The organism is Mesorhizobium sp. ArgA1 (genome assembly GCF_053714375.1).
Genome location: NZ_JBSKBQ010000006.1, coordinates 59,864 through 78,005, shown reverse-complemented (window position 1 = coordinate 78,005; position 18,142 = coordinate 59,864). Strand labels below are relative to the sequence as shown.

The 18,142-nt window shown below is 63.0% G+C and carries 19 protein-coding genes; 14 read left to right on the top strand and 5 right to left on the bottom strand.

Going from position 1 to position 18,142, the window contains the following annotated elements:
- The first annotated feature begins 7 nt into the window (after positions 1 to 7).
- From ACWGTI_RS16155 to ACWGTI_RS16145, 3 genes are all read left to right on the top strand, one after another.
- Positions 8 to 553, top strand: coding sequence for a thioesterase family protein (locus ACWGTI_RS16155; RefSeq protein ID WP_454588030.1), 546 nt, complete (start codon positions 8 to 10; stop codon positions 551 to 553).
- A gap of 73 nt (positions 554 to 626) precedes the next feature.
- The gene (locus tag ACWGTI_RS16150; protein ID WP_454576536.1) at positions 627 to 1,277 is read left to right on the top strand and encodes a S24 family peptidase; all 651 of its coding nucleotides are present in this window, start codon (positions 627 to 629) and stop codon (positions 1,275 to 1,277) included.
- Positions 1,277 to 2,149: a thermonuclease family protein gene (locus tag ACWGTI_RS16145; protein ID WP_454588029.1), complete on the top strand. Its 873-nt coding sequence runs from the start codon at positions 1,277 to 1,279 to the stop codon at positions 2,147 to 2,149. The genes ACWGTI_RS16150 and ACWGTI_RS16145 overlap by 1 nt, the downstream gene beginning before the upstream one ends.
- Here the strand turns inward: ACWGTI_RS16145 and ACWGTI_RS16140 are convergent.
- A complete protein-coding gene (locus ACWGTI_RS16140) occupies positions 2,112 to 3,758 on the bottom strand; it encodes a lysine--tRNA ligase (RefSeq protein ID WP_454588028.1) in 1,647 nt (548 codons plus the stop codon). The two genes, ACWGTI_RS16145 and ACWGTI_RS16140, sit on opposite strands and share 38 nt — an antisense overlap.
- On the opposite strand from ACWGTI_RS16140, the gene ACWGTI_RS16135 reads away from it, so the two are divergent.
- Both ACWGTI_RS16135 and ACWGTI_RS16130 read left to right on the top strand, forming a co-directional pair.
- Entirely contained in the window at positions 3,742 to 3,939 is a 198-nt protein-coding gene (locus tag ACWGTI_RS16135) for a hypothetical protein (protein WP_454588027.1), read from the top strand. The genes ACWGTI_RS16140 and ACWGTI_RS16135 overlap by 17 nt on opposite strands.
- A complete protein-coding gene (locus ACWGTI_RS16130; protein ID WP_454588026.1) occupies positions 3,917 to 4,330 on the top strand; it encodes a tellurite resistance TerB family protein in 414 nt (137 codons plus the stop codon). The genes ACWGTI_RS16135 and ACWGTI_RS16130 overlap by 23 nt, the downstream gene beginning before the upstream one ends.
- A 156-nt stretch (positions 4,331 to 4,486) precedes the next feature.
- Here ACWGTI_RS16130 and ACWGTI_RS16125 read toward each other — a convergent pair whose 3' ends face one another.
- Positions 4,487 to 5,338: a transporter substrate-binding domain-containing protein gene (locus ACWGTI_RS16125; RefSeq protein ID WP_454576533.1), complete on the bottom strand. Its 852-nt coding sequence runs from the start codon at positions 5,336 to 5,338 to the stop codon at positions 4,487 to 4,489.
- Between the two features lie 259 nt (positions 5,339 to 5,597).
- On the opposite strand from ACWGTI_RS16125, the gene ACWGTI_RS16120 reads away from it, so the two are divergent.
- Together ACWGTI_RS16120 and ACWGTI_RS16115 are read left to right on the top strand one after the other, a co-directional pair.
- Positions 5,598 to 6,329, top strand: a complete 732-nt coding sequence (locus ACWGTI_RS16120) for a helix-turn-helix transcriptional regulator (protein ID WP_454588025.1) — start codon at positions 5,598 to 5,600, stop codon at positions 6,327 to 6,329.
- A gap of 273 nt (positions 6,330 to 6,602) precedes the next feature.
- Positions 6,603 to 7,241 carry an acyl-homoserine-lactone synthase gene (locus ACWGTI_RS16115; RefSeq protein WP_454588024.1) on the top strand — a complete coding sequence of 213 codons (639 nt, stop codon included), beginning with the start codon at positions 6,603 to 6,605 and terminating at the stop codon, positions 7,239 to 7,241.
- 346 nt (positions 7,242 to 7,587) lie between these two features.
- Here the strand turns inward: ACWGTI_RS16115 and ppk2 are convergent, their stop codons facing one another.
- Entirely contained in the window at positions 7,588 to 8,493 is a 906-nt protein-coding gene (gene ppk2 / locus ACWGTI_RS16110; protein ID WP_454588023.1) for a polyphosphate kinase 2, read from the bottom strand.
- 204 nt (positions 8,494 to 8,697) lie between these two features.
- Here ppk2 and ACWGTI_RS16105 point away from each other — a divergent pair, with 204 nt between their 5' ends.
- From ACWGTI_RS16105 to ACWGTI_RS16095, 3 genes are all read left to right on the top strand, one after another.
- Positions 8,698 to 9,963 (top strand): ATP-binding protein, encoded by a 1,266-nt coding sequence (locus tag ACWGTI_RS16105; RefSeq protein ID WP_454588022.1) that lies wholly within the window; start codon positions 8,698 to 8,700, stop codon positions 9,961 to 9,963.
- Positions 9,964 to 10,078: 115 nt separating this feature from the next.
- Positions 10,079 to 10,804, top strand: coding sequence for a phosphate signaling complex protein PhoU (gene phoU, locus ACWGTI_RS16100; protein ID WP_454588021.1), 726 nt, complete (start codon positions 10,079 to 10,081; stop codon positions 10,802 to 10,804).
- An 83-nt stretch (positions 10,805 to 10,887) separates the two neighbouring features.
- A complete protein-coding gene (locus tag ACWGTI_RS16095; protein ID WP_454588020.1) occupies positions 10,888 to 11,895 on the top strand; it encodes a magnesium and cobalt transport protein CorA in 1,008 nt (335 codons plus the stop codon).
- A gap of 124 nt (positions 11,896 to 12,019) precedes the next feature.
- Here ACWGTI_RS16095 and ACWGTI_RS16090 read toward each other — a convergent pair whose 3' ends face one another.
- Positions 12,020 to 12,538: a GcrA family cell cycle regulator gene (locus ACWGTI_RS16090; RefSeq protein WP_181056251.1), complete on the bottom strand. Its 519-nt coding sequence runs from the start codon at positions 12,536 to 12,538 to the stop codon at positions 12,020 to 12,022.
- Positions 12,539 to 12,896: 358 nt separating this feature from the next.
- On the opposite strand from ACWGTI_RS16090, the gene ACWGTI_RS16085 reads away from it, so the two are divergent.
- The 3 genes from ACWGTI_RS16085 to ACWGTI_RS16075 all read left to right on the top strand — a co-directional run bounded on the left by ACWGTI_RS16085 (position 12,897) and on the right by ACWGTI_RS16075 (position 16,152).
- Positions 12,897 to 14,096: an acetylornithine transaminase gene (locus tag ACWGTI_RS16085; protein WP_454576525.1), complete on the top strand. Its 1,200-nt coding sequence runs from the start codon at positions 12,897 to 12,899 to the stop codon at positions 14,094 to 14,096.
- Between the two features lie 17 nt (positions 14,097 to 14,113).
- Complete coding sequence (gene argF, locus ACWGTI_RS16080) at positions 14,114 to 15,025, top strand: ornithine carbamoyltransferase (RefSeq protein WP_454576524.1); 912 nt, start codon at positions 14,114 to 14,116, stop codon at positions 15,023 to 15,025.
- A 95-nt stretch (positions 15,026 to 15,120) separates the two neighbouring features.
- Complete coding sequence (locus ACWGTI_RS16075; protein WP_454588019.1) at positions 15,121 to 16,152, top strand: Hsp33 family molecular chaperone; 1,032 nt, start codon at positions 15,121 to 15,123, stop codon at positions 16,150 to 16,152.
- Positions 16,153 to 16,334: 182 nt separating this feature from the next.
- Here ACWGTI_RS16075 and apaG read toward each other — a convergent pair whose 3' ends face one another.
- Complete coding sequence (apaG, locus tag ACWGTI_RS16070) at positions 16,335 to 16,727, bottom strand: Co2+/Mg2+ efflux protein ApaG (RefSeq protein WP_112565540.1); 393 nt, start codon at positions 16,725 to 16,727, stop codon at positions 16,335 to 16,337.
- 242 nt (positions 16,728 to 16,969) lie between these two features.
- Between apaG and ACWGTI_RS16065 the strand changes: the two genes are divergently transcribed.
- Positions 16,970 to 18,124, top strand: coding sequence for a glycosyltransferase (locus ACWGTI_RS16065; protein WP_454588018.1), 1,155 nt, complete (start codon positions 16,970 to 16,972; stop codon positions 18,122 to 18,124).
- The last annotated feature ends 18 nt before the right edge of the window (positions 18,125 to 18,142 follow it).

The window sequence follows — 18,142 nt, the reverse complement described above, 5'->3', positions numbered from 1 at the left end:
GCGCCCCATGTACGTCTGGGGGCGTCTGGCGCGCATGATGGCCACGGCAAGGCGCCGTGGCCCCTATGTGGTCGGTAGCGAAAGCCGGCTGGCTTTCCGCTGCCTGCCAACCGACATCGACTTCAACAGCCATCTCAACAACGCCCGCTACATGATGCTGGCCGATCTTGGCCGCATCGACATCTTCCTGCGCATTGGCCTCATCGCGCTGGCGCGCAAGAAAGGCTGGGCGCCGATGATCGGCGGGCTGCAGGTGGCCTATGTGCGCGAGATCAGGTTGTGGCGGCGCTTCGAAGTGGTGTCCTCGATCGAAACCTGGGAGGGCACGCAGGTCATCGGCAGGCACCGGTTTGTCCTCGACAATGGCGAGACGGCCGCGCTGATTATGACCACGGGCGGCGTCTACGACCGTGGCGGCCGTCGCTTTGTTGACATAGACGAAGTCGTGGCGGCACTTGGCCATTCGACAGCACCGCGCCCGCCGACGGAGGTGGAGCGGATTTTCATGACCTCTCACCAAAATTTGCGCAGCCTGGCCAAGTCGGGCGACTGAACCGCCGGTGGACAAAGCCGTGGCCGAGCGCTAGAAGGAAAAGGTATTTTTTCCTGTTTCGAGGGAGAGCGGATTGCTCTCGCATGATCGTGTTTGGGCCGCCATCGACGCTCTCGCCGAGCGTTATTCGCTGTCGGCCTCGGGTCTGGCCAGGCGTGCCGGGCTTGATTCGACCGCGTTCAACAAGTCGAAGCGGCTGTCCTCGGATGGGCGGCCTCGCTGGCCCTCGACCGAATCGCTGGCCAAGATCATCGAGGCGACCGGTGCCTCGCTCGACGAATTCACCGGGCTGGTCGAAGGCCGCGCCAAGACCGCTTCAGGCCAGGCAGCCGCGCAGCGTTCAGCGGTGCCGCTGCTCGGCTTTGCCCAGGCCGGCGCCGGAGGCTTCTTCGACGATGCCGGCTATCCCTCCGGCCAGGGCTGGGATCTGGTCGAGCTTCCGGCGCGGGCGACGGAAACCTCCTATGCGCTGAAGGTGCAGGGCGATTCCATGCTGCCGCTCTACCGCAATGGCGATGTGCTGATCGTCGAGCCGGGCGCCGCCACCCGTAAGGGCGACCGCGTCGTCGTCAAGACCAATGCCGGCGAGGTCATGGCCAAGGTGCTCGACCGTCAGACGACGAAGTCGATCGTGCTGATCTCGCTCAATCCCGACCACCCGGACCGCGACATCGCGATGCGCGATGTCGAATGGGTGGCGCGGATCGTCTGGGCAAGCCAGTAGTGCGGCTGCTCCAACTGGCCTTGGCTGTGCTGGCGATCCCGGCGATGGTGGCCTTGGTTGTCGCTGGCGGCCGCGTCCTGCAGCCCGAGCAGAGCAGCGTCGCAGTCGATCAGATCGACCCGGGCATTGACGCCGTGCCCGAGGAGCCGGCAACGTCGGCCATTCCCGAAACCCAGCCCGCCAAGCCTGCGTTGCCTTCGCCTCCGGTGCATTCGAGGGCGATCGATCCCGAGGCCATCGCGCCGCCGCCGCTGCCGCCAGAGGAGCTCGAACGGGTCGAACCGCGGGCACCGCTGAGCGATCTCGCGCTGGCCGGACCGCCCAGGCCGCGCCGGCCGAAAGCAGTCGACGACTGGGGCGGGACAAAACTGTTCCAGCCGGTCGCATCCGCCGCCGGCCTGATCGAAGCCAATGGTTATTCCGTGGCCGTCTCCGGCATCGACATCGTCAAGGAGGACGAGACCTGCACCGATGACGGCAAGTCCTGGGCTTGCGGTGTTCGCGCGCGCACCGCATTCCGGTCTTTCCTGCGCGGCCGGGCCGTGGCGTGCAAGGTGCCGCCGGAGGCCGACAGCGCGCTGGTAGCCGCCGAATGCCGCATCGGCAAGCAGGATGTCGGCCAATGGCTGGTCGAAAACGGCTGGGCGCGTGCGGTCGCGGGCGGCCCCTATGTCGAAGCGGGCGACAAGGCGCGCGACGCCAAAAAGGGCATCTTCGGCGCCGCGCCCGATCTTGGCGGCCTGCCGCCGGCGCCAACGCCGGTTGCCGCACCGACGGCGTCGCAACCGATCCTCGATGCCCCGGCGACAGACACGCAGTCGGTCGGGACGGAAATTATGCCGCCAACTGACCAGCCAGCGCCCGCTCAATGAGGGCGCGCGTCTCGGCAATGCCGTAAAGCGCTGCGAACGAGCCGAAGCGCGGGCCGCGTTCCTGGCCGATCAGCACCTGGTAGATCATCTGGAAGAAGGCGCCGGAAACGCCGGGACCGCCGTCCGGGCTCTGCTTGGAATGGTCCTGGTAGCGCTCGATCTTGCGCGCGACGTTGAGCGAAGCGTTCTGGATAGCCTCGCCGTCAGCACCGGCCGGCAGGGCGGCCAGCGCCTCCGACAGCTTCGTCAGTGCCTCGCGCTCGACCGCGTCGGCGGCTCGATAGACCTTGGCCGGCCGCACGAAATCGTCGAAATAGCGGATGGCGAAGCCGACCAGCTGGTCGAGCTCGGGATGCGTTGACGGCGTCACGCCGGATGTGTGGCGCAAGATGAAGCCCCACAGCACATCCTTGTTCTGCGCATTGGAGGCGCTGACCAGGTTGAGCAGCAGCGAAAACGGCACCGGCAGGTCGATCGCCGGCGGCTTGCCGTCATGCATGTGCCAGACCGGATTGCCCAGCCGCTCCTTCCAATCCTGCCGCGGATAGGCGCCGAGGAATGTGTAGTATTCGTCGACGGCGCGCGGGATGACGTCGAAATAGAGCTTTTTCGCCTGCCTGGGCCGCTGGTACATGTAAAGGCCGAGGCTTTCGGTCGGCGCATAGCGCAGCCATTCGTCGATGGTCAGCCCGTTGCCCTTCGACTTCGAGATCTTCTGGCCGTTCTCGTCGAGGAACAGCTCGTAGACGAAATGCTCCGGCGCGCGTCCGCCGAGGATGTTGCAGATGCGGTCGTAGACCACCGCGTTGGTCTGGTGGTCCTTGCCGAACATTTCGAAATCGACGCCGAGTGCCGCCCAGCGCATGCCGAAATCCGGCTTCCACTGCAGCTTCACCCTGCCGCCGGTCACCGAAAGCGTGGTCTCGGTGCCCTCATCGTCGAAGGTGATGGTGCCCGCCTTGGCGTCGACATGCTTCATCGGCACGTAGAGCACCCGGCCGCTCTTCGGCGAAATCGGCAGGAACGGGCTGTAGGTCGCCTGGCGCTCCGGCCCGAGCGTCGGCAGCATCACCGCCATGATCTGGTCATAGCGCTCGGCGGCGCACACCAGCATCGCGTCGAAGCGGCCGGCCTTGTAGTACTGCGTCGCGCTGGCGAACTCGTAGTCGAAGCCGAATGTATCGAGGAAGCGGCACAGCATCACATTGTTGTGGTCGGCAAAGCTTGCATAGTCGCCGCCAAACGGATTGGGCACCGAGGACAGCGGCATATGCAGGTATGGCTCAAGGGCGGCGCGATCCGGCACATTGTCCGGGATCTTGCGCATGCCGTCCATGTCGTCGGAGAAGCACAGAAGCTTGGTCTTGATCTTGTTTCCGGTCAACACGTGGAAGGCATGGCGCACCATCGAGGTGCGCGCCACCTCGCCGAACGTGCCGATATGCGGTAGGCCTGACGGACCGTAGCCGGTCTCGAACAGGACGGTCTCGGGAAAGTCGGCGCCTTTGTAGCGGTCGATGATCTTTTTGGCTTCCTCGAACGGCCAGGCCTTGCTTTCGGCTGCCGCCGCAAGCTCGGGGTTGAGATCGGCGATGTTTGATCCCGTCATGTCGCTGTCTTCCAAATTACGCACCGGCATCGCCGGATCGGAGTTTTTCAACCGGTCTCTAGGCGTGCACGCCTTGGGCGTCAACGCGCGCGGCGGTTTTTCCTTGCGGCGCGGAGACCGCGTTCCTACCTTCGAAACCCAATATCAAGGAGTTTTGAATGCCGCTGCCGTCCACGCATGAAGCCCTGATCTACCTGATGGTCATCACCTCGGCTTCCGACCGCGACATGACCGATGTCGAACTGGCGCGCATCGGCGACGTCGTCCGCAGCTGGCCGGTTTTCGAGGATTTCAAGCAGGACAGGCTGATTGCCATCGCGCAGGATTGCCAGAAGATGCTGAATGAAAAGGACGGGTTGGAAGGCGTTCTCGAGCGTGTTGGCAAGGCTTTGCCCGAGCGGCTGCACGACACCGCCTATGCCGCCGCCTTCGAGGTCGCCGCCGTCGATCTCGAAATGCGCATGGAGGAATTGCGGGTGTTGCAGCTCATTCGGCGCCAACTCGATCTCGACACGCTGACCGTCGCGGCAATCGCCCGCGGGGCCAAGGCGCGGCTACGCACGCTGACTTGAAAGTCTCGCTGGTAGGGGCTGTTGAAATTCAGGTCAGGCCGAGTCGAGAATGGCTGATGCCGAGAACCGGAGCGGAGCGTACTTGAAGTATGTGAGCGCCTGAAGCGCAGGTGTCAGCCCGTTCGCAGGCCGGCATCCTCTGAATATCAGCAGCCCCTAGAAAAAGCTGACCGGGAAATAGCGTAGATAGAATTCGGCAAAGGTGCCCTTCACCGAGATTTCCTGCAGCGCGTAGTCCATCGCCGCGGCCAGCGCCGGATCGCCGGCCCTTGTGGCGATGGTCATGCCGGAACCCAGATATTCCGGGGCAAGGTACGGACCGCCCGCAAAGCGGCAGCAGCCGGCCGCGTCCTTGCCGCCAAGCCAGAAGGAAAACCGCATGCCGTCGCCGAAGGCGGCGTCGATCTTGCCGCTTTTCAAATCGCTGTAGAGGTCTTCGGGGCTGTTGAAGGGGACGATCTGCACCGTGCCGAAATAATCGCGCAGCATCTTTTCATGCGCCGCGCCAGCCAGCACGCCGACCCGCTTGCTGCGCAATTTGTCGAGGATAGGCTCGGCGAAGGCCTTGGTCTTCGGCATGATGAAGCGCGCCGGAAACTGCAGATAGGAGCGCGAAAAACTGTATTTCGCCCGTGATTCCGGCGTCGCGGCGATTCCGGCGATGATCGCTTCGCCTTCGCCCTTCTGCAGCGCCTCGTCGAGTTCGGCCCAGGGCAGCGCCTGGATCTGGCATTTGTCGGCGATGTCGAGTTCAGCGCAAATCGCCCGCGCCAGGTCGATGTGGAAGCCGGACAGCCGGCCAGCGCCGTCGAGAAAATTGAAGGGCGGGAAATCGGTTGTGGTCAGGAATCGGAGCCTGGGCAGCGCCGAGAGATCTGGTTTCGGCAGCCGTTCCTTGGCGTCCCAAAGCACCGGCACCTGCGGTCCCGCCGCGCGCGCAACGCCGGCAAACGGCTGCGCTCCGGCCAGCAGCGACAGCAAGGCAACGGCTATCCAGCGAAATGTCACGAAAGAACTCCGACCGTTCTGCCATTGGCTTTTGGTACGAAAACGGTGCAGGCACAATTGTTTTTGATTTCAAGGGGCAACTTTCGGGTTATAATTTAGTGAGGTTGCAAATAGCTGCGCAGATTCGGTCCGAGGGCAAGCGGTCGCTGCGCTAGAAAAACCAAATATGCGACTTGCAATCCGGGGTTGATGGCAAAGTGCGGATCAGGCACGTAACATCAGTCTCAAGAGCAGTAGGCAACATGGGGTTGATGTTGCGATGGGTCATTTTGACCAGACACTGGAATATATTGACCAGGTGCAGCGTGCCGGCACGGCGGCTGAGGTGTGCGAGCGGCTACTCAGTGTCACCTCGAATTTCGGATTGACGGCCCTGATAGCCGCGACAGTGCCGCAGCCCGGCATGTCAAGCAGCCAGCAGAAGGACCATGTGCTGCTCTGCGATTGGCCTAATGAATGGCTGGAGCGTTACCTGACGCGCAACTATGTCGACCACGATCCGGTCGTCAGCCACTTGAAACAGTTGCGGGCGCCATTCCAATGGCGCGAGGCCGTCCAGAGGATGCCCGCCGACAAGAGCAGCGACGAGGTGATGCGCGACGCTCGCGAATTCAAGCTGCGTGACGGCCTCGCCTTCCCGCTGATCACGCTCGAAGGCCAGATCGCGCTGGTTTCGCTGGGCGGTGAGGCGGTCGAGCTGTCCTACGCCGAATTCGCAATGGTCTCGCTGGCCTCCACCTATGCCCTCGGCCGCGCCATGCAGCTTCAAACGACGGCCAGCAAGGTTATCGATCACATTGAATTGACGCCGCGCGAGCGCGAATGCCTGCAATGGGCGGCGGTTGGCAAATCCGAGTGGGAAATTTCGCAGATCCTCGGCATCTCGGAGCATACCTCGGAGAAACACCTTCTCAACGCCAAGAGCAAACTGGGCGCCGCCAATCGCGTGCAGGCAGTCGCCGAGGCAATCAGACACGGCTATATCAGCTAGGCCGGTTCTGGCGGCCCCGAAATTATTGGCCGCCCCGTTGGCCTAATTATCTTCAGGAAAGACCGACCCTGTCGTCCTCTTGAGACGGCTAATGCTTTCTTAACGCCAAATGCAGACTGGGCGCCGCCAAACGGGCAAGCCGTCGCGGAGGCGATTAGGCACGGCTATATTAGCCATGGCGGCTGTGGCAGCCCAGAAATTCTTGCCAACACCTTCGCGCAATTTTTTCGGGAAACCCGACCGTATCTTCCTCTTAAGCCCAGGAGACGGCCAATGCTATTTTCCCTCACCACTCAACAATTGATGGAGCGCCCCGACCTATGGGAGGCGGTCCATCGCCTGCGCTATAAGATCTTCGTCGATGAGATGCGGTGGGCCGATCTCGATCGCCCGGACGGCCTCGAGATCGATCAATTCGACCATGATGCAGCCGAACACCACCTTGTCATCCGCAATGGCGAGCTTGCCGGCTATCAGCGCATGCTGCCGACCACGCGGCCGCATCTCCTGAGCGACGTGATGCCGGAACTCTGCGAGGGAAGGCGCCCTTCGGGACCGAATGTCTGGGAGCTCACCCGCTACGCGGTGGCGCCAGGCTTTCGCGATGGCAAGCGCGGCGTGTCTACGGTCGGCACCGAGCTGATCGCCGGCTTCGTCGAATGGGGCCTTGGTCGCAATATCAATCAGGTCATTATCGAGGTCGAGCCGGTATGGGTGCTGCGGACACTGCAACTGCATTTCCTGGCAACGCCGCTCGGCTACCAGCGCACCTATGGCAACCAGCAGGTCGTCGCCACCTTGCTGACCTTCAACGACCACACGCTCGATGTCGTGCGCTCACGCCGCAACCATCACGCCCCCGTGTTGGCCAGAGGCACGCCCGACATGATCGGCATGCGGCAGGCGTCGTGAGATCGGAGACGACGAGATGAGCTTTGACGCCCACCCCGAACTGCGCGGCCACACGCTGGTCGTCACCGTGTCGTCGCATGACGGCCGGCCGTTCTGGACAGGCGCGCCTATGCAAGCCTGGCCAGGGCCTTCCATGAAGCCGCCGTCGACGACAAAGGCCTGTGTTGACGGCGATGCTGTCGGCGTCGGCGGCACCACCTTATTCCAATGCGGCTCTGCAGGACGACACCACGCTGAAGCGGCTGCAGCGGATCGCCCGCCTGGCTGCATGACGCCAGCACGTTTGCAGTAAAGCCGGACAACAGAGCCCATCCCGTATCAGGGATGGGCTCTGTGCCTTCAGCCTCTACTTCTCCAGGAATGACGGCCCTTCGCCGATGATCTTCTTGTCTTCCTTGCCGATGGCGTCGAGATCGCGCCCATCATAGGGCAACGACAACAGGATGCGCCGCATGGCGGCCAGCCGCGAGCGTCGTTTGTCGTTGGCCCGCAGGATGATCCATGGCGCGAACTGCTTGTGCGTGCGCTCGACCATCTGGTCGCGGGCCTTGGTGTAATCGTCCCATTTGGTGATGCCGGCAATGTCGATCGGCGAGAACTTCCAGTTCTTCAGCGGAGACCAGCGGCGATCGTGGAACCGTTCGAGCTGGGTTTCGCGGCCGATGTTCAGCCAGAATTTGAAGAAATAAATGCCTTCATTGGAGATCATCCGTTCGAAATGCGGCGTCTCGTCGAGAAATTTCTCATGCTGCTCCGGCGTACAGAAGCCCATCACCGGCTCGACGCCGCCGCGATTGTACCAGGAGCGGTCGAAGGTGACGAATTCCCCCGATGTCGGGAAATGGTCGACATAGCGCTGGAAGTACCACTGCCCGACTTCCGTCGGTGTCGGCTTGGTCAGAGCCACGTTGCGCGCGGTGCGAGGGTTGAGATACTGGCGCAGCACGAAGATGGTGCCGCCCTTGCCGGCGGCATCGCGCCCCTCGAACAGCGCCATCACACGCTTGCCGGTCGCCTGCAGCCAGGCCTGCGCCTTGACCAGCTCGATCTGCAGCCGCTCCAACGTCTCGTCATATTCCTCGCCCTTCATTTTCTTGTCGTAGGGATAGTCGCCGGCGGTCAGCTTGTTGTCCTCGATCCAGCTGGGAAGCTCGGGGTTCTCGATATCGAACTCCCGCTCCTTGCCGTCGATCCTGATCTTCAGCGGACCTTTTGCCGGCTCTGCCGCGGGACTTTCCTTGGGTTTTTTCATCGAGACGAACCTTTCCAGCTTGCGGACTCATGCTATGGGGGGCCACTACAGCGCCTCGCGTCCCGTTTGGACGCGCAAAGGACGCTGTAGCATTTTTGATTTGCGCATGATCCTTTCCGAAAATCGATTCCGATTTTCGGGGTCATGCGGGAAGCCGGTCCAGCGGAAGTTTCATTCGACCGGCGCAAGGTGCAGGACGCGTGAATGGCTGACACCGGCGCAGAGCGGATAACCACGGCGCAGGCGCTAAGGGCCAGGGTGTGGAACGGCCGCTGGCTGATCGCCGCGGGCATCGTTGCTGTCGCGGCCGTCTATGGTTTCGCCGGCATGTCCGTCTATGTCGTTCTGCTCGCCTGTGCGGTGCTGCTTGCCGCCGCGATGCTGCCGACCGGCGGCGCCAGCCAGTCCATCCAGAGCGATGCCGCGATCGAGTCGAGCGGGCTGCAGCGGCTTTCCGGTGAATATCTCGCGGCTGCCGTTGCCGATCCGTTGATCATCTTCGACCGAACCGCCACCATCGTCCATGCCAACGCCGCAGCCTTCGCCGCCTTTGGCGGCATCGCGCCCGGCCTGTCACTGTCGTTGAAATTCCGCGCCCCTGAGATGCAGGCACTGCTTGACAGCGTGCTGTCGGGAACGGTCGCTTCGGATGCCGTCGACTACACCGAGAAACTGCCGGTCGAACGGGCCTACCGGGTCAGCGCGTCCTCGGTCGGCCACGCCACCGATCTCTTTGTGCTGGTGTTCAAGGACCAGAGCGAGACGCGCCGAATCGACCGCATGCGCGCCGACTTCATCGCCAATGCCAGCCATGAGTTGCGCACCCCGCTGGCCTCGATCTCGGGCTTCATCGAGACGTTGCGGGGTCCGGCCCGCAACGATCCGGCGGCGCGCGAGCAGTTCCTGCAGATCATGCAGAACCAGACCGGCCGCATGGCACGCCTGATCGACGACCTGCTGTCGCTGTCGCGACTGGAAATGAAGCCCTATCTGAAGCCGGGCACCGAGGTCGATCTGCGCCAGACCATCGACAGCGTCATCGACTCGCTCGGCCCGCTCGCCAGGGAAAACAGCGTCGTCATCGAGCGCGACTATGCCGAGGGGCCGCTCGACGTGCCTGGAGACCGCGACGAGCTGTTCCAGGTGTTCGAGAACCTGTTGGAGAACGCCTGCAAATACGGTCAGCCGGGCGGACGTGTCACGGTGTCGATCGGCAGCAGCGAGGCCGGTCCCGAACCAGGCATCGACGTCACCATCAGGGACTACGGTCCAGGCATCCCCGAAGAGCACATCCCGCGCATTACCGAGCGCTTTTACCGCATCGATGTCGAGAGCAGCCGCACCCAGAAAGGCACCGGCCTTGGCCTGTCCATCGTCAAGCACATCTTGACGCGTCACAACGCCAGACTTTCGATCAAGTCGGAAGTCGGCAAGGGCGCGGCGTTCACGGTCCATTTGCCGGCGCGCTGAGGCAGTACTATTTGCTAACTGCCTGTTTCTTCTTTCTGTCATCAGGCAAGCGTATCAGCACAGGATTCGAGGAAACGACTCAAAAGGCCAAGGATTCTAGGAAGGCATTTGATCCATGCAGTCCGTACACATCGTCAGCGCCTATGACGAAGAGCTGAAATATCTGTCGAAACGCATCGCTGCGATGGGCGGGCACGCCGAGCGTATGGTCGAGCAGGCAATCCAGGCCCTGGTCAATGCCGATCCCGGCCTCGCCCAGAAGGTTATCCGCGACGACATTGTCCTCGACGAGGGCCAGCGCGAAATTGACGATAAGGCCATCGTCATCATCGCCAAGCGCCAGCCGATGGCGACGGATCTGCGCGAGATTGTCGGCGCGATCCGTATTTCCGCCGACCTCGAACGGGTCGGCGACCTCGGCAAGAATGTCGCCAAGCGGGTGGTGAGTGTCATTGACGGCCGCCAGCCGACCAGCCTGTTTCGCGGTCTCGAGGCGCTGGCCGAGCTCGCATTGACCCAGCTCAAGGAAGTGCTCGACGTCTATGCCTCGCGCTCCGTCGACAGAATAGGCTTCGTTCGCGATCGCGACGATCAGATCGACGCCATGTACACCTCGCTGTTTCGCGAGCTTTTGACCTACATGATGGAAGATCCGCGCAACATCACGCCGTGCACGCATCTGCTGTTCTGCGCCAAGAACATCGAGCGCATCGGCGACCACGCCACCAACATCGCCGAGACCATCTATTACATCGTCACTGGCGACCAGTTACCGGCCGAGCGGCCGAAAGGCGACAAGACCGACAAGGTTGCGCTTCCGCAGACGGTGCCGGTCAAGTGAACAGCCGCCTCTCGAACGCTTAATCATATTGCGCTAAGCTATCGCAGCGTTAAGCTTCTCAGGTTCTGCTTCCGGAGGCTGCGATGGAATATGTCCGAGAGTTCAAGCCGGCGCCGGCATCGTCCGGCATCATCGCGTCGAGCGTCTACACCGCCGGCAAGCGCATCGCCGACATCCCGATCGAAGAGGCCGGCGACTGGGCGAAGAAATCGGGCCATGTCGTCTGGATCGGGTTGCTCGAACCCGACCGCGAGCTGTTGCTGCGCGTCAAGGCGCAATTCCATTTGCATGAGCTGGCGATCGAAGACGCCGAGCATCCGCATCAGCGGCCCAAGATCGAGCAATATGGCGATGCCCTGTTCATCGTCGCCCGCACCGCCCAGTTGATCGACGGCCGCGTCACCTTCGGCGAAACCCATCTGTTTGTAGGCTCAGGCTATATCGTCAGCGTCAGGCATGGTCCGTCGACCTCCTATGCCGCCGTGCGCCAGCACTGGGAAAGCTGCCCGCACTCGCTGGCCAAGGGCGAGGACTTCGTCCTCTATGCCATTCTCGACTTCATCGTCGACAATTACATGCCGGTGCTGGAGCAGATCGAGGACGAGGTCGAGGCGATCGAGGACAAGATCCTGCTGAAGCCGATGACCGGTCCCGACATAGAGCGGCTCTATATGCTGCGCCGCGATCTATTGCGCCTGCGCAATGCCGCACTTCCCTTGGTCGAGGTCTGCCGCCGGCTGACCAGCGCCGAACTGCCGCAGATCCATGCCGCTATGCACCCGCTGTTTCGCGATGTGACCGACCACATCCGCACCGTCCAGGAAAAAATCGACAGTCTGCGCGAGGTTCTGGCCTTCGCCTTCGAAGCCAGTCTGCTGGTTGGCCAAAGCCAGGAAACTGCGAATACCAAGAAGCTGGCGTCATGGGCCGCCATACTGGCGGTGCCGACGGCGTTCGCCGGCATATACGGCATGAATTTCGACGACATGCCGGAACTGAAGATGGAATACGGCTACCCGGTAGTGCTGACCGCGATCGCCTGCATCTGCGTGTTTTTGTACTGGCGGTTTCGCAAGAATGGCTGGCTGTGAAAGAGAGCGAATAGCGAATAGCAAAAACGGCTTGCTCCTGTCCCAGAAGCCAAGCCGTTTCTATTCGCTATTCGCTATTCGCTATTCGCTATTCGCTATTCGCTATTCGCTATTCGCTATTCGCTCACCGGCTCCGCCGCCGCTCCGAAGCCGGCTGAAACGCGACCCTTGCGTGATATTTGCAATAGGGACCGGTTTCGGCCGCCTCGTTGCCGCAGAAGTTGAAGTCTTCCGACAGCGGATCGCCATTCGGCCATTTGCAGGTCCGCTCGGTGAGGTCGGTAAGCTGCAGATGCCGCGAGATCGGCACGACGACGTTTTCGACCGGGCGGATGTAGTGGCGAGCCACCGGCTCGGCGTCGAACTGCGCCTGCAGCGCTGTCGCACCGATCGAGGTGGTGACGTGGCGTTGCGTGGTTGCGGCGCGCGACACAGACTTCTGGATGGATGATCCCTGCGCCGTCTTCTTCTGGCGCGCCGGCGTTGCGGTCGAGCGTCCGCGGCCCGACAGCTTCAGCCGATGCACCTTGCCGATGACGGCGTTGCGGCTGACCCCGCCAAGTTGTGCGGCGATCTGGCTTGCGCTCAAGCCCTCCGACCACAGCTTTCTGAGAAGTTCGACCCGCTCGTCAGTCCAGTTCATGAGACCGCGCTCCTGCTAAGCGTGCGGCAGCCGGAATCCATTCCCGACCCGGCAACCTTTGCCGGGGCAGACACCACATATATTAGGTGATTAGGTCCGCCGCACGAAATCTAGTTATTTCCCGACTACAATTACCTCATGTGTTGACTCGGTGACAAGAGTCCCAGGTGCAACACGAATCGGTTTTTTCGGTTTTCCCCAACTTGCCCGGTCGCTTATGAGCCGGCGTCCCGTCGGGAGCTTGCCGCGCGCCTTTGCACGACGTTTTCGTTGACTTCATGGCCGAAAAACACGATAAGCCGCACAAGGCCGCCGCTTTGGCGGCTTTTTTGATTTTCCGGTACCGGAGACGCATATAATGAGCGGTTCGGCGCTTTACGAGACCTTTACTCGCGCACCCCTGGCCTTCGACCATGGCGAAGGCACTTGGCTGGTTACCGACAAGGGCGAGCGATATCTCGATTTTGCTGGCGGCATCGCGGTCAATTCGTTGGGCCACGGCCATCCGCATCTGGTCTCGGCGCTGACCGAGCAGGCGGCCAAGCTCTGGCATGTCTCCAATCTCTACGAGATCCCTGGGCAGACCCGGCTCGGCGAGCGGTTGGCTGAGGCCACCTTCGCCGACAAGGTGTTCTTCACCAATTCCGGCGCCGAGGCGCTGGAATGCGCGATCAAGACGGCGCGGCGCTACCAGTTCGTCAAGGGCCATCCCGAGCGCTTCCGCGTCATCACCTTCGAAGGCGCCTTCCATGGCCGTACGCTGGCGACCATCGCCGCGGGCGGCCAGTACAAATATCTCGAAGGCTTCGGCCCCAAGGTCGAAGGTTTCGACCAGGTCGGCTTCGACGACATCGATGCCGCCGAGAAGGCGATCACGCCGGAGACCGCGGCGATCCTGATCGAACCGGTGCAGGGCGAGGGCGGCATCCGCCCGGTGCCGACGCAATCGCTGAAGCGGCTGCGCCAGCTCTGCGACCAGCACGGCCTGCTGTTGATCTTCGACGAGGTCCAGTGCGGCATCGGCCGTACCGGCAAGCTGTTCGCGCATGAATGGACCGGCGTGACGCCCGACATCATGGCGATCGCCAAGGGCATTGGCGGCGGCTTCCCGATGGGCGCGTGCCTCGCCACCGACGAGGCTGTCGTCGGCATGACGGCCGGCGTGCATGGCACCACCTTCGGCGGCAATCCGTTGGCTATGGCGGTCGGCAATGCCGTGCTCGACGTGGTGCTGGAAGACGGTTTCCTCGAAGACGTCCAGCGCAAGGCATTGCTGATGAAGCAGGGCCTGGCGGCAGTCGCCGACGAATTTCCCGATGTCATCGAAGGCATCCGGGGCACCGGCCTGATGCTCGGCCTGAAATGTGCCATGCCCAACACCAAGGTCAACATGGCGTTACGCGACCAGCATCTGCTGGCAGTACCGGCCGGCGACAACGTCATTCGCCTGCTGCCGCCGCTCACCGTCACCGATGCCGAGATCAAAGAGGCGCTCGACCGCATCCGCGCCGGCGCCAAGGGCCTGGCCGACGCCATCACCGCGGCCGCCGCGAAGTAACCCCGGAACCATTCCTGATGTCACTTCGCCATTTCACCGATCTTTCCGCCGTTTCCGAAGGCGATCTGCGGTTCATGCTGGACGACGCGGTGGTGCGCAAGGCGCGCCTCAAGGCCGGCGAGCGCACCAGGCCGCTCGAAGGCAAGGTGCTGGCCATGATCTTCGACAAGCCGTCGACGCGCACGCGTGTCTCCTTCGATGTCGGAATGCGCCAGCTCGGCGGCGAGACCATCATGCTGACCGGCACCGAAATGCAGCTCGGCCGCTCCGAGACCATTGCCGACACCGCCAAGGTGCTGTCGCGCTATGTCGACGCCATCATGATCCGCACGACGTCGCATGAGCGGCTGCTCGAGCTGACCGAGAATGCCACCATCCCCGTCATCAACGGGCTGACCGACGACACCCATCCCTGCCAGCTGATGGCCGACATCATGACCTTCGAGGAACATCGCGGTCCGGTTGCCGGCAAGACCATCGCCTGGACCGGCGACGGCAACAATGTGCTGCATTCGCTGCTCGAAGCCTCGGCGCGCTTCCGCTTCAACCTCAATGTCGCCGTGCCGGAAGGCAGCGAACCGGCGCAGAAGCATATCGACTGGTCGAAGACCAATGGCGGCAAGCTGCATTTCACCCGCTCGCCCGAGGAAGCCGTCGACCAGGCCGATTGCATCGTCACCGACTGTTGGGTGTCGATGGGCCAGGAACACCGCGCGCGCGGCCACAATGTTTTCTCGCCCTATCAGGTCAATGCGGCACTGATGGCGAGGGCCAAGCCCGACGCCCTGTTCATGCACTGCCTGCCGGCGCATCGCGGCGAGGAGGTGACGGACGAGGTTATCGACGGGCCGCATTCGGTGGTCTTCGACGAAGCCGAGAACCGGCTACACGCCCAGAAGGCGGTTTTGGCCTGGTGCTTGGGCGCGTGAAATGTCTGGGCGCTTGATCTGCGGGGGCGCGATGCCTATTTGCGCCGCATCACGCAAATCAAGCGCGTTTGGACGCATGCACCCCTCAGGGCCGCATGGCCGCGCCCTGGAGTATTGTCATGTTGGAAACGCATCAAGTGACTGAACACCACCCCAAACTCGGCGAGTTCGGCTACGCCGGCGACGATCATGTCGTGCCGTTCGAGGTCGGCCCGCTCGACGTGCGCGGCCGCACCGTGCAGCTCGGGCCGATGCTCGACGCCATCCTTGGCCGCCACGACTATCCCGAGCCGGTCGCCCGGCTTCTGGCGGAAGCCTGCGTGCTGACGGTGCTGCTTGGCACCTCGCTCAAATTCGAGGGCAAGTTCATCCTGCAGACCCGCACCGACGGGCCGGTCGACATGCTGGTCGCGGATTTCTCCACGCCCTCGGCATTGCGCGCCTATGCGCGCTTCGATGCCGACCGGCTGGAGGCGCTGGTCGCCGCCGGCGAAACCTCGCAGCAGACAATGCTGGGCAGCGGCGTGCTGGCGTTGACCATCGACCAGGGCGCACACACGCAGCGCTATCAGGGCATCGTCCAGCTCGACGGCGAGACGCTGGAAGACGCCGCGCGCACGTACTTCCGCCAGTCGGAGCAGATCCCGACCGATATCAGGCTTTCGGTCGCCAAGCTCCTGACGCCGGGCCTTGGCGGGGCGCGCGAGCAGTGGCGCGCCGGCGGCATCCTGGCGCAGTTCCTGCCGCAGTCGCCCGAGCGCATGCGTGTGCCCGACATTTCGGGCGGCGACGGCGATCCGCGCGACGTGACGAACGAGCCGGCCGACAATTCTTGGCAGGAGTTGCTGGCCCTGCTCGGCACCATCGAGCCGACCGAACTGATCGACCCGACCATCGGCGCCGAGCGTCTGCTCTACCGGCTGTTCCACGAACATGGCGTGCGCGTCTTCGGCGGCGTGCCTGTCGCCGACCAGTGCTCCTGCTCGCGCGACAAGATCCGAGGCATCCTCGAAGGCTTTTCGGCCGAAGAGATCAGGGAGAGCACGCAGGATGGCGGCATCCACGTCGCCTGCGAGTTCTGCTCGACCCAGTACGACTTCGACCCGGCGGAGTTTGCGAAGCAGTGAGGCTTCTTCCTTCTCCCCGTTTCACGGGGAGAAGGTGCCCGAAGGGCGGATGAGGGGCAGCGCCGACTTCGGCGGTTGGCCGCGCCCACATCCGTCATTGCGTGGAAGATAATCTCATCAGCCCGGCGCCGCCCCTCATTGCCCTGCCGGTCATTTCTCCCCGTGAAACGGGGAGAAAGAGGCTAATTCACCGTCCGTCTCGTCCCCGGCAGATCCAGCGAGAAAGCCGGGATGGCGATATCGAACGTCTCGCCCCTTTTGTTGCGCATCGTGTAGTGCCCGACCATGAAGCCGGACGGCGTCGAAAGCGGGCAGCCGGACGTGTATTGGTAGCTGTCGCCCGGATTGAGTTCGGGCTGGTCGCCGACCACGCCGGCGCCGCGCACCTCTTCGACCCGGCCGCTGCCGTCGGTGATGTGCCAGTAGCGCGACATAAGCTGCACGAACTCGTCCGACTGGTTGTCGATCGTCACCTGGTAGCCCCAGACATAGCGGTTCTCCGACGGATCCGAGCGATCCTCCAGATAGAACGGTCTGACCTGCACTTCGATGTTGCGCGTGACTGCGCGGTACATGGGCTGCTCCAAACGATACGGACGAAATCGTCGACGCTCTCCCCCGCACAGTCAACCGTGCGCGTCGTATTCTTGGCCAGACCACTGGTGGGGGCCTGATGGGCAGGTGCCGAACAACAATGTCATTTAAGTGACACATGACAATGATGGTGTGCACGAACCGTGTCGGGCGACTCAGCGCTCTGTCGAACTGTTGAAAACGGTCGCTCGTGGCCGCTTTTTCCCGGAGTGACCAGATCTCGATGGAACTGACATTCATAGCAGCGCTGCTTTCGATACTCCTGCTCCTCTCCAACCTCGCCAGCATTGTGCTGGCCTCGCTTAGCCTGAAGCGGCCGCTCCTCATCACGCCGCCCGCTGCAAAGGCGGCACCAGTCTCGATCGTCGTGCCGTCGCGCGGCGTGGAGGCTTTCACGCGGGAGACGCTTCAGCGCGCCTTCTCCCTCGACTGGCCGCATTACGAGCTGATCTTCTGCGTCGCCCATTCCGAAGACCCCGTGGTCAAGCTTATCAACGCTGCAATCGCCCACCATCCCGAGATTCCGGCACAGCTCCTCATCGGCGATGACCGGGTCAGCGCCAACCCGAAGCTCAACAACTGCGTCAAGGGCTGGCTGGCGGCGCAGCACGACTGGGTCATCCTGGCCGATTCCAACGTGCTGATGCCTGTCGACTACGTACAGCATCTGATGGCGGCCTGGCGGCCGGACACCGGGCTTGTCTGCTCGACCCCGATCGGCTCGCGGCCGGATGGGTTCTGGGCCGAGGTCGAATGCGCCTTCCTCAACACGCTGCAGGCGCGCTGGCAATATGCCGGCGAAGCCCTTGGCCTCGGCTTTGCCCAGGGCAAGAGCATGCTGTGGAACAAGCCGATGCTTGACGCCAATGGCGGCATCGAGGCGCTTGCCGCGGAGATCGCCGAAGATGCTGCCGCGACCAAGCTGGTCAATGGGCTCGGCCTGCACGTCAATCTCGTTGCCTCGCCGTTCGAACAGCCGCTCGGCCAGCGCACCTTTGCCGAGATCTGGTCGCGCCAGACGCGCTGGGCGCGGCTGCGCCGCGTCACCTTCCCGCTGTTCTACACGCCCGAAATCCTGACCGGCGCGGCGGTGCCGTTGCTGCTGGCGCTGGTCGCAGCGGCAAGCGCCGGCGTCAGCCTGCCGACCACGGCCTTGGCTGTCCTGGCCTTTGCCTACGTGCCGGAATGCCTGCTCGCCTGGGCCAAAGGCTGGTATTTGTCGCCGCGCATCGTCACCGCCATGATCGTGCGCGATGTGATGCTTCCCGCCATCTGGGCGCGCGGCTGGCTCGGCGGCGCGGTCGAATGGCGCGGCAATGCCATGACCATCCGCACCAGGGCGATGACGGACCTGGAAGAGGCCTCGTCGGGCGCCTGATCGACGCCGGGCTTTTGC